The 16,235-nt window shown below is 71.9% G+C and carries 13 protein-coding genes; 4 read left to right on the top strand and 9 right to left on the bottom strand.

The window, feature by feature from the left end; genetic code table 11:
* Positions 1 to 119 precede the first annotated feature (119 nt).
* Entirely contained in the window at positions 120 to 782 is a 663-nt protein-coding gene (gene nucS, locus ACGFZW_RS32860; protein ID WP_393896948.1) for an endonuclease NucS, read from the bottom strand.
* A 215-nt stretch (positions 783 to 997) separates the two neighbouring features.
* Between nucS and ACGFZW_RS32855 the strand changes: the two genes are divergently transcribed.
* Positions 998 to 1,390: an SCO5389 family protein gene (locus ACGFZW_RS32855; RefSeq protein WP_030080104.1), complete on the top strand. Its 393-nt coding sequence runs from the start codon at positions 998 to 1,000 to the stop codon at positions 1,388 to 1,390.
* Between the two features lie 199 nt (positions 1,391 to 1,589).
* On the opposite strand, the gene ACGFZW_RS32850 is transcribed toward ACGFZW_RS32855, so the two are convergent.
* Positions 1,590 to 2,639: an LLM class flavin-dependent oxidoreductase gene (locus tag ACGFZW_RS32850; protein ID WP_393896947.1), complete on the bottom strand. Its 1,050-nt coding sequence runs from the start codon at positions 2,637 to 2,639 to the stop codon at positions 1,590 to 1,592.
* Positions 2,640 to 2,828: 189 nt separating this feature from the next.
* Here ACGFZW_RS32850 and ACGFZW_RS32845 point away from each other — a divergent pair, with 189 nt between their 5' ends.
* A complete protein-coding gene (locus ACGFZW_RS32845; RefSeq protein ID WP_393896946.1) occupies positions 2,829 to 3,146 on the top strand; it encodes an ATP/GTP-binding protein in 318 nt (105 codons plus the stop codon).
* A 26-nt stretch (positions 3,147 to 3,172) separates the two neighbouring features.
* On the opposite strand, the gene ACGFZW_RS32840 is transcribed toward ACGFZW_RS32845, so the two are convergent.
* From ACGFZW_RS32840 to mce, 7 genes are all read right to left on the bottom strand, one after another.
* Entirely contained in the window at positions 3,173 to 4,462 is a 1,290-nt protein-coding gene (locus ACGFZW_RS32840) for an ABC transporter permease (RefSeq protein ID WP_393896945.1), read from the bottom strand.
* Entirely contained in the window at positions 4,459 to 5,760 is a 1,302-nt protein-coding gene (locus ACGFZW_RS32835) for an ATP-binding cassette domain-containing protein (RefSeq protein ID WP_393896944.1), read from the bottom strand. Before ACGFZW_RS32835 ends, ACGFZW_RS32840 begins: the two co-directional genes overlap by 4 nt.
* 187 nt (positions 5,761 to 5,947) lie before the next feature.
* Positions 5,948 to 6,721, bottom strand: coding sequence for an ABC transporter permease (locus ACGFZW_RS32830; RefSeq protein WP_393896943.1), 774 nt, complete (start codon positions 6,719 to 6,721; stop codon positions 5,948 to 5,950).
* 2 nt (positions 6,722 to 6,723) lie between these two features.
* Positions 6,724 to 7,743: an ATP-binding cassette domain-containing protein gene (locus tag ACGFZW_RS32825; RefSeq protein ID WP_393896942.1), complete on the bottom strand. Its 1,020-nt coding sequence runs from the start codon at positions 7,741 to 7,743 to the stop codon at positions 6,724 to 6,726.
* 168 nt (positions 7,744 to 7,911) lie between these two features.
* Positions 7,912 to 8,850, bottom strand: a complete 939-nt coding sequence (locus tag ACGFZW_RS32820) for a cellulose-binding protein (RefSeq protein WP_393896941.1) — start codon at positions 8,848 to 8,850, stop codon at positions 7,912 to 7,914.
* A gap of 114 nt (positions 8,851 to 8,964) precedes the next feature.
* Positions 8,965 to 13,215 carry a polarized growth protein Scy gene (gene scy, locus ACGFZW_RS32815; protein ID WP_393896940.1) on the bottom strand — a complete coding sequence of 1,417 codons (4,251 nt, stop codon included), beginning with the start codon at positions 13,213 to 13,215 and terminating at the stop codon, positions 8,965 to 8,967.
* Positions 13,216 to 13,422: 207 nt separating this feature from the next.
* The gene (gene mce, locus ACGFZW_RS32810) at positions 13,423 to 13,863 is read right to left on the bottom strand and encodes a methylmalonyl-CoA epimerase (RefSeq protein ID WP_393896939.1); all 441 of its coding nucleotides are present in this window, start codon (positions 13,861 to 13,863) and stop codon (positions 13,423 to 13,425) included.
* Between the two features lie 173 nt (positions 13,864 to 14,036).
* Here mce and ACGFZW_RS32805 point away from each other — a divergent pair, with 173 nt between their 5' ends.
* Both ACGFZW_RS32805 and meaB read left to right on the top strand, forming a co-directional pair.
* The gene (locus tag ACGFZW_RS32805) at positions 14,037 to 15,212 is read left to right on the top strand and encodes an acetyl-CoA C-acetyltransferase (protein ID WP_393896996.1); all 1,176 of its coding nucleotides are present in this window, start codon (positions 14,037 to 14,039) and stop codon (positions 15,210 to 15,212) included.
* Positions 15,213 to 15,267: 55 nt separating this feature from the next.
* Positions 15,268 to 16,227, top strand: a complete 960-nt coding sequence (meaB, locus tag ACGFZW_RS32800) for a methylmalonyl Co-A mutase-associated GTPase MeaB (protein ID WP_393896938.1) — start codon at positions 15,268 to 15,270, stop codon at positions 16,225 to 16,227.
* Positions 16,228 to 16,235: the final 8 nt, after the last annotated feature.

The raw sequence follows: 16,235 nt of genomic DNA, 5'->3' as shown, positions 1-16,235 counted from the left end.
CCCGCCCGGACACAGCGCAACGGCCCGGTACGCGGCCGGCCCACCACATCGGCGGCCGGCCCCCTACCGGGCCGTTGCGCTGTCGGGCCCGGCCGCCATGGGGGCCGGACCCGACCAGGTCAGAACAGGCGCAGCTTGTCGTCCTCGATGCCGCGCAGCGCGTTGTAGTCGAGCACGACGCAGCCGATTCCACGGTCGGTCGCCAGCACGCGGGCCTGCGGCTTGATCTCCTGAGCGGCGAAGATGCCCTTGACCGGGGCCAAGTGCGGGTCACGGTTGAGGAGTTCGAGGTAGCGGGTGAGCTGCTCGACGCCGTCGATCTCGCCGCGGCGCTTGATCTCCACCGCGACGGTTCCGCCATCGGAGTCCCGGCACAAGATATCCACCGGGCCAATGGCGGTGGGGTATTCACGCCGAATCAGGGAATAGCCCTCGCCGAGGGTCTCGATCCGGTCCGCGAGCAGCTCCTGGAGGTGGGCCTCCACCCCGTCCTTGATGAGGCCGGGATCGACGCCGAGCTCGTGCGAGGAGTCGTGCAGGACCTCCTCCAGCGTAATGATGAGCTTCTCGCCGCCCTTGTTCTCCACCGTCCACACATCGCCGTCCCCCTCCTTGAGGGAGCAGGGCGGGGACATCCAGTTGAGTGGTTTGTAGGCCCGGTCGTCCGCGTGAATGGAGACGGAGCCGTCCGCCTTCACCAGGATGAGACGGGGGGCCGAGGGGAGGTGGGCCGTGAGCCGGCCCGCGTAGTCCACGGAGCAGCGGGCGATGACGAGACGCATGGTGCGCCACGCTACTCGACCGGAGGCCGCTGACGCGATTCGCCCCTGGATCCACCTGTTCGGCATTGGCCGGTTGTATGTGCAATCTCCTGGTGCGGGCCTCTTGCGCGGCATACCGTTGAAGCAGGGGGTCGTGATTCGAACACGCTGCGTCGCGGCGCCCCTTGTCCCATTCCTGAGGCCCCGTCCCGGCGGGGTCGCGAGAGGAGAACCTCATGTCGCTCGACGTCTCACCGGCCCTCCTCGAACAGGCCGAGCGAGGCGAGGTCGACGAAGCCGCATTTGTCGACTGCGTCCGGACCTCCCTGCCCTATGCATGGGGGATGATCAGCTCCCTGGTGGCCCAGCTGAAGGTGGACGGTGGAGAGTTCGCCGACAACCAGACGCCTCCGCCGGACGAGCAGGCGCGAGGCCAGTTGCTTCGCGCCCTGGCGAGTGACGCGATACGCGGTTCGTTGGAGCGCCACTTCGGTGTGCGTCTCGCCTTCCAGAACTGCCATCGGGTCGCGGTGTTCCCGCTCGACCCGGTGGTGGACGACCGTCTGGCCCGCTTCACCTCCATCCGGGGTCAGCTGCTCAACCAGTCGCCGGAACTCCGCGACTGCTGAGCGGAGTTGCTGCCGCTGCGTAGCGCGTTCCGGCATGTTCGGTGCCCGTGCGCCAGCGGCAGCACCACCGTCGACCGCCCGTCCCCGCCCCTTCGAGAGCACGGCGCCTCGCATGACCGCACCACGGGCACAGCCAGAGTCATCCGCACGCGAACACGGCGGCAGCACAGCGCAGGCCGCCCCGTCGGGCCCGGCGGGGTCACCCCAACTGCGGCAGAACCTCCGCGCCCAGCCGGCGGACGTTCTCCTCGGTGGCGGCGAGATCGCCGGACCCCTCGACGAGCAGCGCGAACCTGCGCACGCCCGTACGCTCCGCCGTCGCCGCGAGCCGGTCGGCGCACAGCGCGGGCGGGCCGACGGGATGCAGCCCGCACAACAGCTCGGTGTACGCCAGCGGGTCACGCATCGCGCGATAGCGGCCGTCGACGGTCACATGCGCACCCAGCCCCTTCCGGAGCCAGCCGGGCATCGACTTCGCCAGCGTCTCGGCCGCGTCCCCTGGGCCGTCGGCGATCTGCACCACGCCCGCCGAGACATGCTCGGCCGCCGCCACTTCGTCGCCGTCCCGCCCGGCCTCCAGGGCGGCCGACCGCCACAGGGCGACCATGTCCGCCTTCTCCTCGTCGCCGCAGTGCATGCCGAGCAGCATCGGCAGACCGCGCTCCGCGGCAAGCCGGACCGAGGAGGGCGAGGTGCAGGCGACCACCACCGGTGGCCCGGGGGGCGCGGTCGCCGGACGGTCCAGGCCGGCCAACGCCTCCGACGGACGCGGTACGACCGCGACCTCACGGAACGCGAAGCGCTCGCCGTCCGCCCCGACCCGGGGTTCGCGCAGCCAGCGCAGCAGCAGGTCGAGCGATTCGGGGAAGCCGTGGTCGTACGCGGCCAGACCCGCGCCGAAGACCTCCAGGTCCACCCAGGGGCCGCCGCGGCCGACGCCGAGCGTGAACCGCCCGTCGGACGTCAGGTGCAGCAGCGCCGCCTGCTCACCGAGAGCCACCGGATGCTGGGTCGGCAGCACGCTGACGGCCGTCCCGACGCCGATCCTGCGGGTCCGGCCCAGCAGCAGCGCGGCCAGTGTCGCGGCGTTGGGGCAGACGCCGTAGGGCACGAAATGGTGTTCCGCCAGCCAGACGTCGTCGAGTCCGGCCTCCTCCGCGATCTCCGCGGAGCGCACCGCGCGGTGCAGCGCTTCCCCTTGTCCCTGACCGGGAAATTGAGCGGCCAGGATGAAAGCTCCGACACGCATCGCTCTCTGCCTCCTCGCAGCCGACGCGACTTCCCCCTTACAGGCAACAACGTCTGACACGTGCCAAGGGCACGGCCTGCCGCGAAATTTCCCGATGATCGCAGAAACGTGACGGGCCGTGCCCGTCCCCGTCGCTTCCGCGTACGCTGGTGACAGCCCGTGACTCCGTGAATCTTCCGAGGTGCCCCAGTGTCTCCGCGTCGAAACCGCCAGCGTGGCGGTGCGAAGCCCACCGATCGCCCGGGCGGGGACCGCTTCGGTCTGGAGCGGACCGAGGAGTGGGGGGGCGAGGACTGGGCCGTGCGCCACGTCGGAGGCGGCGGCGCGGCCAAGCACTACCGCTGCCCCGGCTGCGACCAGGAGATCCCGCCCGGTGTGCCGCATGTCGTCGCCTGGCCGCAGCACGGCGACGTCGACGACCGCCGGCACTGGCACAAAGCCTGCTGGAACGCACGGGACCGCCGGAGCGCGCGGCTCCAGCGGTCCCGTAACGCGCCGCGCTACTGACGCGACGCGAAGGCGATGCGCGCGAGCTACACGTCGCGCCGCTGCTGGGCGGCGAAGGCGCCGCCGAGGACTACGGCGGTCACGCCGGTGAGCACCCACAGCGGGGTCCAGCCCTCCGGGCCCGAGTCGAAGAACGGGTTGTCGTAGAGCGTTGCCAGCGAGTTGGGCACCGAGTAGTTGATCAGCGCCTCGCTGACCTTCCGCAGGCTCTCCGAGCCCGCCATGAAGACGGCCAGCAGCATCGGCAGCAGCACCACACCGAGCATGGCGCTGATCGCGCCCGCCGAATGCCGCAGCAGCGAGCCCACGGCCAGTGCCAGCAGGCCGAGCATCGACACGTAGAGGCCGGCGCCCACCGTTCCCCGCAGCCACTGATCGGTCGTCGGGTCCGGGCCGTAGAGCATCCCGGAGGTGAAGAGCGCGACGAGCGTGGTGGTGACGGTCGTGATGACGAAGGCCAGGCCGAAGAACACGATCGCCTTGGCGGTGAGCACCCGCGCCCGGCTGGGGCAGGCGGTCATGGTCGTACGGATCATCCCCGTGCCGTATTCGGAGGAGATCACCAGTACCCCGAGCGGGATGAGGCACAAGGTGCCCAACAGGACGCCGAGGAAGGAGAATCCCAGCTTCGGATCGACCATGCGCGTGGGATCGCTCAGGGCGAGGGTGATCAGCAGGTCGACGCCGATGACCAGCAGGACGAACACGCCCAGCGTCCACAGCGTCGAGCGCACCGAGCGGATCTTCGTCCACTCCGACGCCAGGGCGTGGCCGAGATGGGTGCGGCGGATCGGGATGGGCGAGACATAACCGGCATGGCCGCCCTGCCAGTTGACGCCGGTCTGCTGCTGTGGGTGGCCCTGTTGCGGCTGACCCTGCTGGGGGACCTGAGGTGCCTGGGGGTTGGGGGCGCCCGCGTACGCGTTCTGCTGCTGGGGTGCCTGCTGGGCCTGCAGCATCATCGTGCCCGCGTCCTTGCCCGGACCGTGCGCGGCGAGCGGCTGCGGAGCGTCGGCCGACGGCTGCGGCTGGGCCTGGGGCATCGGCTGGGCCTGGAGCATCATCGTGCCCGACTCCTGGCCGGGCTGCTGCTCCGGAGCCTGCTGGGCCTGGAGCATCATCGTCCCGGCCTCCCGGGCGGGCGCCGGCTGCTCCGGCTGACCCTGGCCGCCGGGCTGGGGCGGCGTGCCCTGCGGCTGCGGCGGCGCGGTGGGCGGCATCGGGGGAGCGGGCGGCATCTGCTGGGCCTGCGCGGTGTCGTCAGGTCCGCGCTCAGGCTGCGGCTGCTGGGGCTGCGGCTGCTGAGGGCTGGTCATCGGGCGTCCTCGTGGTGCGGCGTGGTGGCGTCGGCGGGCTGGGCTGCGGGCGGCATCGGTGCGGCGGGCTGCTGCCCGTAGGGCTGGGGGGCGGCATACGGCGCGGGTGCCCCGTACGGGTGGCCCTGACCCTGGGCGGGCGGCGGGTAGCCCTGACCGGGAACGGCTCCCGGCACCTGCTGGGCGTACGGGGCCTGCTGCGCGTAAGGGTTGGGCTGCCCCTGAACGGGCTGACCCGGGTGACCGGGCTGGTATCCCGGTCCCGCGTACCCCTGCGGCGCGCCGCCGTGCGGAACGCCGCCCTGCGGAACGCCGCCGTGCGGAATGCCGCCCTGCGGCGCGTACCCCGCGGGGGCCTCCTGCAGACCGGCCCGCTGGTCGGCCGTCGAGCGGTAGTCCACGGCGCTCTGCGTCAGCTGCATGTACGCCTCCTCCAGGGAAGCCTGGTGCGGCGACAGCTCCCAGAGCCGGACGTCGGCGCCGTGCGCGAGATCGCTGATGCGGGGCAGCGGAAGCCCGGTCACCCGCAGCGCACCGTCCTGCTCCGCCGCGACCTGCCCACCGGCCTCACCGAGCGCCGCCGTCAGCTTCTCGCGCTGCTCGGAGTCGGCGTCGGGGACGCGCACCCGGGCGAAATCGGCGGAGTTGGCCGAGATGAAGTCCTTGACCGACATGTCCGCGAGCAGCTGGCCGCGGCCGATCACGATCAGGTGCTCCGCGGTGAGGGCCATCTCGCTCATGAGGTGCGAGGAGACGAAGACCGTGCGGCCCTCGGAGGCCAGCTGCTTCATCAGATTGCGCACCCACAGGATGCCCTCGGGGTCGAGGCCGTTGACCGGCTCGTCGAAGAGCAGCACCTGCGGGTCGCCGAGCAGCGCAGCCGCGATGCCGAGCCGCTGGCCCATGCCCAGCGAGAAGCCGCTGGAGCGCCGCCTGGCGACGCCCTGCAGGCCCACCACGCCGAGCACCTCGTCGACCCGCCGGGCCGGGATGCCCGACAGCTGGGCGAGCGAGAGCAGGTGCTGGCGCGCGCTGCGGCCGCCGTGCACCGCCTTGGCGTCGAGCAGCGCGCCCACCTGGCGGGGGGCGTTGGGGAGTTTGCGGAAGGGGTGGCCGCCGACGGTGGCATGGCCGGAGGTCGGGGTGTCCAGGCCAAGAATCATGCGCATCGTCGTCGACTTGCCGGAGCCGTTGGGCCCCAGGAAGCCGGTGACCGTGCCCGGCCGTACCTGGAACGACAGGTTGTGCACGGCCGTCTTGGCGCCGTAGCGCTTCGTCAGGCCGACTGCCTCGATCATTCTCCGCCCCTCGCGAGATGGTGGCGGGGCAGAGGCGCCCTCGTGCCCCCGTGAGGGTTAGGAGGCTATCGGTCCCTTGACGGTTCCCGTCAAAACGCGGGAGAGGGATGCGTCACCCGGTACGGCCCGGCACGACCGGCCCGTACAACGGCGGCGGCCCACCCGCGGAGGCGCCCCGGCCGGGCGGTCACGCGTCGCGCTTCTTGAACAGCACGAAACCGCAGGCAAGCGCGGCCGCCGTCCACGCGACCATGATGGCGATCCCGCCCCACGGGCCGTACGGCACGTTCTCGTCGAGGGGCGTGACGACCTCCATGACCTTCCGGCCGGCCTGGTCGGGGAGATAACGGCCGACCTTCCGGGTCGCCGAGACGTTCCCGAGGATGTTGGAGATCAGGAAGAAGAACGGCATCAGGATGCCGAGCGACAGCATCGGGCTGCGCAGCATCGCGGCGACCCCCATCGAGAACAGCGCGATCAGCGTCATGTAGAGCCCGCCGCCGAAGACCGCGCGCAGCACCCCCGGGTCGCCGAGGTACGCCCGGTGTTCGCCCAGGACCGCCTGGCCGGCGAAGAAGGTCGCGAAGCTGGTCGCCAGGCCCACCAGGAAGACCAGCACGGTGGCGACGAGGAGTTTGCTGAAGAGGAGCGTCGCCCGCTGCGGTACGGCGGCGAGCGAGGTACGGATCATGCCGGTGCTGTACTCGTTGGAGACCACCAGCACACCGAAGACGATCATGGCGAGCTGGCCCAGGCCCATCCCGGCGAAGCTGATGTTGGTGGGGTCGAAGGCGAGCCGGTCCCTGACCGACATCGAGTCGAACTCGTTGCCGGCCAGGACGCAGATCAAGATGCCCAGGCCGATGGTGACGACGACGGCGACGCCGAGCGTCCACACCGTCGACTGCACCGATCTGATCTTGGTCCATTCCGAACGCAGCACCTGCGTGACCGCCGCCATCGTCAGCTCCTCTTCTTCCGCCAGTCGGCGCCCCAGCCGTCCGGCTGCCCGACCGGCTGCGGAGCCGCCGGGGGCACACCGCCCGGCGCAGGCCCGGCCGGAACCGCGACCGGCTCCCCGTCGTGGGCGTGGTACTCCACCGACTCGGCCGTCAGCTGCATGAACGCCTCTTCCAAGGAGGCCTGCTGGGGGCTCAGCTCATGCAGGGTGAGCCGGTGCCGGGCGGCCAGCTCACCCAGCCGGTCGGCGGTCACCCCGTCGATTTCCAGCGAGCCGTTGCCGACCGCCGACACCTCGATGCCCTCAGCCCCCAGCACATCCAGCAGCCGCTCCTGCTCCGGCGACCGCATCCGTACATAGGACCGCGAGTTCTCCCGGATGAAGTCCGCCATCGAGGTGTCCGCCATCAGCTTGCCCTGCCCGATCACGATCAGGTGATCGGCGGTCAGGGCCATCTCGCTCATCAGATGGGAGGAGACGAAGACCGTACGGCCCTGACCCGCGAGGTTCTTCATCAGATTGCGGATCCAGTGGATGCCCTCCGGGTCGAGACCGTTGACCGGCTCGTCGAACATCAGGATCTCCGGGTCGCCCAGCAGCGCCGCGGCGATGCCCAGCCGCTGGCCCATCCCCAGGGAGAACCCCTTCGAACGCTTGCCGGCGACCGAACTCAGTCCGACCGTGTCCAGCACCTCGCCGACCCGGCTGCGCGGAATGCCGTTGCTCTGCGCCAGACACAGCAGATGGTTGTACGCGCTCCGCCCGCCGTGCATCGCCTTCGCGTCCAGCAGCGCACCGATGTACGTCAGCGGATCCTTCAGCTGCCGGTAGTGCCTGCCGTCGATCCGGACCGTACCGGCGGTCGGGTGGTCCAGGTCGAGCACCATCCGCATGGTGGTGGACTTGCCCGCGCCATTGGGGCCGAGGAAACCGGTGATGATCCCGGGCCGGACCGCGCAGGTGAGGTGGTCCACGGCGATCTTGTCGCCGTAGCGCTTGGTCAGCCCCTCGAGCTCGATCATGTACTGCACGCTAGGGGCGCCCGGTGGGCCCCGCCACCGGGGCACAGCCGCCCGGCGGACCTGCGCACGACCGCGCCCCCGCACCGCCGGAGGGGCGGTACGGGGGCGCGTGAAGGTGCGGTGCGAGAGCCTGCCCGGGGGCGCCTCCCAGCCGTTGACCGGGGAGGGTCAGCGGGACTGCTGGGCGGGCACGCCGCGGTTGGCGGACTCCTCGTCGCCGGGGGCGCCGGCGGCGGCGACGGCCGCACCGGTCAGCGTCGCCAGCATCTCGCGGACGTTGGTCAGCTGCGCGTTGATGGAGTCGCGGCGGTTCGTCAGCGCCGCCAGCTCGCGCTCCGATTCGCTGCGGATACGGTCGGCCTTGGCGTTGGCGTCGGCCACGATGTCCTCGGCCTGGCGCTGCGCGGTCTCCACCGTCTGGCGGGCCCGGCGCTCGGCGTCCGTCCGCAGCTTCTCCGCCTCCAGGCGCAGCTGCTCGGCACGGTGCTCGATCTCCGCCAGGCGCTTCTCGGCCTTGGCCTGACGCGAGGCCAGGTCACGCTCGGACTGCTCGCGGCGCTTGGCGAGGTTGGTCTCGAAGTCGGCCGCCGCCTGCGCGGCCTTGGCACGGGTCTCCTCGAAGAGGGAGTCCGCCTCCTCGCGCTTGGACTGCGCGTCCTTCTGCGCTTCGGCGCGCAGCGTGGACGCCTCGCCCTTGGCCTTCTCGACGATCCGGGCGCCCTCGTCCTCCGCCTTCGACTTGCGCTCGGCGGCGAACTGCTCGGCGTCGTTACGGACCTGCTGGGCGGCCGACTCGGCCAGCTCGCGGTGCTGCTCCGCGGCGCGGCGGGCCTCCTCGCGCAGGTCCTTGGCCTCCTCCTCGGCGAGACGGAGGATCTTCTCCACGCGCGCACCCAGGCCCGCGTAGGACGGTTCGGCGTCATTGACCTGCGCCTGGGCGTTCTGCGTTTCGAGGTGGAGTTCCTCGATGCGCTTCTCCAGCGAGGTGATACGGGCCAGCGCGCTGTCACGGTCGGCGACGAGCTTCGTAATGCGGTCGTCCACCTGACCGCGGTCGTACCCACGCCGCACGAGCTCGAAGCCGAAGGGGGAGGAAGTGTCGCTCATGGGGTTCCTGTCGAAAGAGACCGGTGAGGTGATAAGGGGAATCCTAGGGGCCACAACGGCGTGTCATCGAGTCAATGCCCGTTTGATCTGGAGAATGACCCCTCATTCGAGTGGCTACCCCTCAGACTGCTTGCCACTCGAACGAGTTGCACCGGCGCCCGCGGCGGCCTTGACGCCACCGCTCTTGCCCTCCGCGCCCCCCGTCGGCGCCTCGAACGACTCCAGTGCCTCCAGCACATCCTGGACACGGGAGATTTCGGAGTTGATGTCCTCCCGACGGCGGACCAGGACCTCCAACTCGCGCTTGCCCTCTTCCACGATGCGGGTGGCCTCGGCCTCGGCCTCGGTGCGCATCCGCTCCGCGTCGCGCTCGGCCTCGGCCTTCCGGTTCGCGGCCTCCTTGATCAGGCCCTCGGCCTTCTTGACCGCCGCGATCCGGACCTTGCTCGCCTCGCTGCTCGCCTCCGAGACCATTTCCTCGGCCTTCTGCTCGGCCTCCACCTGCTGGGCGGTGGCCTGCGCGATGAGCTTGTCGACCCGCTCGCCGGCGTTCTTCATCGTCTCCGCCGACTCCCGGCGCGCCCGCTCGTGCAGCTCCTCGACCTCTGCCTCGATCCGCACCCGCAACTCCTCGGCCCGCTCCCTGATGGCCGTGGCGTCGCCGCGGGCCTCGCCCAGCAGCGTATTCGCGTCCGTACGCGCCTTCTCCACCCGCGCGTTGCCGTCGGATGTCGCCTCGGTGACGATCCGGTCGGCCTCCTTGCGGGCCGCCCCGACCATCGTGTCGGCCTGCTCCTCGGCGGACGCGGCGGTGCGCAGCGCCTCCTCCTGGGCCTTGGCGATGAGCTGGTCCGCCTGCTCCGCGGCGTCACCGCGACGCTCGGCGGCGTCCTTGCGGGCCTCGTCGAGCAGCCGGTCGGCCTCCTGCTGAGCCTCCGTCCGCAGCCGCTCCGCCTCCGCCTCGGCGTCCTCCTTGACCTTCGCGGACTCGCCGCGGGTGCGGTTGGCGTGCTCCTGTGCGGCGGTGACCGTCTCGGCCGCCTCGGCGCGCAGCCGGTCGGCCTCGGCGGTGGCCGTCGCGAGCATCCGGTCCGCCTGCTCACGGGTGTCGGCCCGCGTACGGTCCGCGTCCCGCTCGGCGTCCGCGGTCGCCTCCGCCGCCTCGGTGCGCAGCCGCTCGGCCTCGCTCGCGGCCTCCGACATCAGCTCGTCGGCCTGCTCCGCGGCGTCCGAACGCGCCTTGTTGGCCGCCTCGCGCGCCTGGTCGCCGGTGCGCTCCGCGTCCGTCCGCGCGCTCTCCAGCACCTCGGCCGCCTCGGCGCGCAGCCGCTCCGCGGCCTCGCTCGCCTCCCCGACGATCGCCTGTGCCTGCTGCTCGGCGTCCCCGCGCAGCCGGTCGGCGGCCTGCTGGGCCTCGCGGACCGTGCGGTCCGCGTCCTCCTGCGCCGACGACGTCAGCTCGGTCGCCTCGGTGACGATCCGTTCGGCTTCCGAGCGCGCCTCGGTGATCAGCCGGTCGGCCTGCTCCGCGGCGTCCGACCGCATGCGGTTCGCGTCGTCCCGCGCCTCCGCACGGGCCCGCGAGGCGTCCTGCTCGCCGGACGCCAGCGCCTCCGAGGCCTCCGTACGCAGTTGCTGCGCCTTCGACGAGGCGTCCGCGACCAGCTTCTCGGCCTGCTCGTTCGCCTCCGCCAGCAGCCGGTCGGCCTGCTCCGCCGCGTCCGTCCGCGCCGCGTTGGCGTCCCGGCGCGCCTCGTCGAGCACACCGGCGGCCTCGGTGCGCAGCCGCTCGGCCTCCTCGATGGCCTCCGAAACCGCGCGCTCCGCAAGCGACTTCGCGGCCTCCGACGCCTCCTGCGCCTCGTGCCGCACCCGCGCCGCGTCCGCCGAGGCGCGCTCGCGCTCGTCGTAGGCGTCGGTGCGGACCCGGTCGGCCTCGTCCTGTGCCTCGGCCTTGGTGCGCTCCGCGGCGTGCTCGGCCGCCGAACGCAGCCCGGCGATCTCCTCGTCGGCCTGCTCGTGCAGTCCCGCGACCGCGTCCCGCACCTGCTGCGCGGTCTGCTCGGCCGCCGCCACCAGCTCGCCGGCACGCCGGTCGGCGTCCTCGACCAGCCCCTCCGCCTCGGCCTGCGCCTCGCTCACCCGCGTACGGGCCGACGCCAGCAGCTCCTCGCTCTGCTCGCGCGCCGCGGTGCGCTCCTGGTGGGCCTCCTCGCGGGCCTCGCCCAGCTGCTGTTCGGCCTCCCGGCGCCGCCGGGCGGCCTCCTCCTGGGCCGCGGCCAGCGCCTGCGCCGCCTCGGAACCGGTGCGCTCAGCGGCGGCCGCCGCCTCCGCGCGCACCCGGTCCGCGGTCTCCTGCGCCTCCGCCTTGAGCCGCTCCGCCTCGGCGGCCGCCTCGCTGCGCAGCCGCGTGGCCACCGACTCGCCCTCGGCGCGCGCCGTGGACGCGTCCGACGCGGCCTCCGCGCGCAGCCGCTCTGCCTCCTCCTCGGCCTGCTGCTGCAACGTCCGCAGCCGCTCGGCCGACTCCGCCTTGAGCCGGGCCGCCTCCTCCTGCGTCTCCCGGCGCAGCCGCTCCGCCTCGGCGCGGGCCTCGCGCAGCGCGTCCTCGGCTGCAGCGACCTTGTCCGCCGCCTCGGTCTGCAGACGCGTCAGCTCGGCCTGGGCCTCCTCGCGCCGCTCCTCGGCGGCACGTTCGGCCTCGGCGCGCAGCCGCGCTGCGGACTCCTCCGCCTCGGTGGTGACCAGCTCAGCGGCCTGGGCGCCCTCGGTGAGCAGCTCCTCGGCTTCCGAACGGGCCCGCTCCAGCGCGTCCTCGGCCTGCTTGCGCAGCGCGGTGGCACGCTCGATGGCCTCCGTACGGACCCGCTCGCTCTCCGCGACGGCACCCGAACGGGTCTCCTCGGCATCGGCCTTCGCCTTGCCCAGCAGTTCCTCGGCGGAACCGGCCGCCTCCTCGATCTGCTGGACGGCCTCCCGGCGGGCCTCGCTGCGGATCCGCTCGCCCTCGGCGACCGCGTCCGCCCGCAGCTGCTCCGCCTCGCCGCGCAGCCGCCGCGCCTCCTCCTGGAGTTCGACGGTCTTGGCGCGGTATTCCTTGGTGTCGTCCTTCGCCGCGCCCTTGAGCTGCGCGGCGGTGTCATGGGCCTGCTCCCGCAGCCGGTCCGCCTCGGCCTCGGCCTCGCTGCGCAGCCGCTCGGCCTCCTCGGTGGCGGCCTTGGTGGTGGCCTTGGCGTCCTCGGACGCCTTGGTCAGCACCTCCTCTGCGGTCCGCGCGGCCTTCGCCAGCTGCGCCGCGGAGTCCTCCGCCGCCTTGGACCGTGCGGCCTCCCGCGCCTCGCCGACCAGGCGTTCGGCTTCTTCCTTGGCGTCCGCCCGCAGTTGCTCGGCCTCGGCCTTGAGCGCCTCGGCGGACTTGGTGGCCTCGCCCACCAGCCGGGCGATCTCCTGCTTGGCCGTACGGGTGCGCTGCTCGTTGTCCGACTCGGTTGCCGACAGTCGCTTGGCTGCGCTCTGTTGCGCCTCCTCGACCAGCTTCTCCGCCTCGGCGCGGGCCTCGCGCAGCGCCGCGTCGGCCTCCTGGATACGGGCCTCGGCGGTACGCGTCAGCTCGGCGGCCTGCCGGCGCGCCTCCTCCGACTCGGTGCCGGCGCTGGTGCGCAGCTGCTCGGCCTGATCGGTGGCCTCCTGGGCCTGGTTGGAGGCGGCGTTCAGCAGTCGCTCGGCGTCCGTACGCGCCCGGCGGAGGATGGCTTCCGCCTCGGCGCGGGCGTCCGTGGCCTCGGTGTTGAGCCGCTCACGGGCCCGCTCGGCAAGGCGCTGCGCCTCGGCGCGCGCGGACGCCAGGGCCTGCTCGGCCTCCGCCCGGGACTCCTCCATCAGGCGACGGGCCTGGGACTCCGTACGGGCCCTCAGCTGCTCGGCCCAGGCGACGTTTTCGTTGACGTGCGACTCGACGGTCTGCCGGCGCTCGTTGAGTTCCTCGTCCAGCCGCTGCCTGCGGGTGACCGCCTCGGCGTGCAGCTCCGCCTCCAGGCGGGACTGCCGCTCGGCCTGGTCCTGCAGCAGCCGCTGGGTCTGCGCACGTGCTTCGCGCAGCTCGCGTTCGGCGTCCGAACGCAGCTGGTCGGCCTGGATCTGCGCGTTGCGCAGCACCTGTTCGGCCTGGTGACTGAGGTTGTCGTAGGCAGGGCGGGTCGCGAGGTTGCGGCGCGCCTCGTGGAGCTTGGCGCGCAGCACCTCGACCTGGTAGCCGAGGTCGTCGGCGTGCTGGACGGCCTTGTCCCGCTCGGTCTTCAGCCGCTCCATCTCGGCTTCGAACTGCGAGAGGTGGTCGTCAGCCTCGTAGCGGTCGTTGCCCCGCACTGCGCGGTCCCATCCGTCCCCTGGTCATGGTGGCGGCCTGCTCCGTCCTGCTCACAGTCGTCCCGTACACGTCATGTCGTACCGGATTCGTGCGTCTGGAGCTGACCCTTCCGAAGAAATGGTGTCAGATCATCGGCAGAGTATGGACCGAGCCCCACTCCCTTACCCCGGCCGAGGGTGCACTCTACCGGCCGGGGAACGCGAAGGTCAGTGGTCCGTCGCTGCGGGGGGTGCGGCGGTGACGAGTTCGGTGAGAACTCCGTGGCAGTCCTTGGGGTGCAGGAAGGTGATCCGGGAGCCCATCGAGCCGGTCCGCGGCTCGTCGTAGAGGACCCGGACGCCCTTGTCGCGGATGTCCGCCGCGTCGGCGTCCACGTCCGCGGTGCCGAAGGCGATGTGGTGGACGCCTTCACCGTTCTTGGCGAGCCACTTGCCCACCGCGGAGTCCTCGCGGGTGGGCTCCAGCAGCTGGAGGTAGGAGGCGCCGCCGTCGGACGTCTCGTTGATCTTGAGCATCGCTTCCCGGACACCCTGCTCTTCGTTGACCTCGGAGTGGAACACCTCGAACCCGTAGGTGGCACGGTAGAACTCGACGGTCTTGTCGAGGTCGAAACAGGCGATTCCGATGTGGTCGATTCGCGTCAGCATGGCTCCAGTGCACCGCTCGCATGCCTGGTTACGCAACGTGCGCGCGATCACACCCGCTTGCCGGTGACCCGGCGCCTACCCCTCAGTACATTGACGGGAACCCTCGTTAACTTCCCTGCAAAGGAAGGCCGCACCGCATGTCTGCAACGAACGGCTCGAACAGCAGCACCTCAGTGATCGTGGCAGGAGCGCGGACCCCCATGGGCCGGCTCCTGGGATCGCTGCGGACCTTCTCCGGCGCCGACCTGGGCGGTGTGGCCATCAAGGCGGCGCTGGACCGGGCGGGCATCGGCGGCGACCAGGTCCAGTACGTGATCATGGGACAGGTCCTCCAGGCCGGCGCCGGCCAGATCCCGGCCCGGCAGGCCGCCGTCAAGGGCGGCATCCCCATGAACGTCCCCGCGCTGACCGTCAACAAGGTCTGTCTCTCGGGTCTCGACGCCATCGCGCTGGCCGACCAGCTGATCCGCGCCGGCGAGTTCGACGTGATCGTCGCGGGCGGCCAGGAGTCGATGACCAACGCGCCCCACCTGCTGTCCAAGTCCCGCGAGGGCTACAAGTACGGCGCCGTGGAAATGCTCGACGCGATGGCGCACGACGGCCTCACGGACGCTTTCGAAGGCGTCGCGATGGGCGAGTCCACCGAGAAGCACAACAGCCGTCTGGGTATCGCCCGTCCGGAGCAGGACGAGGTCGCCGCACGGTCCCACCAGCGGGCCGCTGCCGCCCAGAAGAACGGGCTGTTCGAGGCGGAGATCACCCCCGTGGAGATCCTGCAGCGCAAGGGCGAGCCGGTGATTTTCAGCCAGGACGAGGGCATTCGCGGCGAGACCACCACGGACTCGCTCGGCAAGCTGCGGCCGGCCTTCGCCAAGGACGGCACCATCACCGCGGGCACCTCCTCGCAGATCTCCGACGGCGCCGCCGCCGTGGTCGTGATGAGCAAGGCCAAGGCCGAGGAACTGGGCCTGGAGTGGATCGCCGAGATCGGCGCGCACGGCAACGTCGCGGGCCCGGACAACTCGCTCCAGTCGCAGCCGTCCAACGCCATCAACCACGCCCTCGGCAAGGACGGGCTCACCGTCGAGGATCTTGACCTGATCGAGATCAACGAGGCGTTCGCGGCCGTCGCGGTCCAGTCAATGAAGGACCTCGGGGTCTCCCCGGAAAAGGTGAATGTCAACGGCGGTGCCATTGCCCTCGGACACCCGATCGGCATGTCCGGCGCCCGGATCGTGCTGCACCTGGCCCTCGAACTGCGCCGCCGGGGCGGCGGTGTGGGCGCGGCCGCGCTCTGCGGTGGCGGCGGCCAGGGCGATGCGCTGATCATTCGGGTCCCGGGTAAGTAACCGCATACGACCGTCCGGGTAAGTCAGCGCGCCGAACCGAAGGAGCCGAGCAGCGATGGTGGACGTTCCGCAGCTTGTGGAGCAGGCACGGCAGGGCCGGCCGAGGGCGGTGGCCCGGCTGATCTCCCTCGTGGAGGGGGCGTCACCGGAGCTGCGCGAGGTGATGGCGGCGCTGGCGCCGCTCACCGGCAACGCCTATGTGGTCGGGCTGACCGGCTCGCCGGGCGTCGGGAAGTCCACCACCGCCTCGGCGCTGGTCACGGCGTACCGCAAGGCGGGCAAACGGGTCGGCGTCCTCGCCGTCGACCCGTCCTCGCCGTTCTCCGGGGGCGCGCTCCTGGGCGACCGGGTACGCATGAGCGACCACGCCTCCGACCCGGGCGTCTACATCCGGTCGATGGCCACCCGCGGCCACCTGGGCGGGCTGGCCTGGGCGGCTCCGCAGGCGATCCGGGTGCTGGATGCCGCCGGGTGCGATGTGGTGCTCGTCGAGACGGTCGGCGTCGGGCAGTCCGAGGTGGAGATCGCCTCGCAGGCCGACACCAGCGTGGTCCTGCTGGCCCCCGGAATGGGTGACGGCATTCAGGCGGCCAAGGCCGGAATCCTGGAGATCGGGGACGTCTACGTCGTCAACAAGGCCGACCGGGACGGTGCGGACGCCACCGCCCGGGAGCTGAACCACATGCTGGGCCTGGGCGAATCGCGCGCCCCGGGGGACTGGCGGCCGCCGATCGTCAAGACGGTGGCGGCGCGGGGCGAGGGCGTCGACGAGATGGTCGAGGCGCTGGAGAAGCACCGCGCCTGGATGGAGGAGCGGGACGTCCTGGCGCAGCGCCGGCGGTCCCGGGCGGCGCGCGAGGTCGAGACGATCGCGGTCACGGCGCTGCGGGAGCGGATCGGCGACCTGAGCGGCGACCGGCGGCTGGACGCGCTGGCCGAGCGCATCGTGGCGGGCGACACCGACCCCTACCGCGCGGCCGACGAGCTGGTCGAGGGGCTGACGAACGGGGGCTGAGGCCCTGC

Source organism: Streptomyces sp. NPDC048248 (genome assembly GCF_043201875.1).
Taxonomy (GTDB): domain Bacteria; phylum Actinomycetota; class Actinomycetes; order Streptomycetales; family Streptomycetaceae; genus Streptomyces.
Note: the sequence above shows the minus strand (reverse complement) of the source record. Positions and strands in the feature narration are given on the sequence as shown.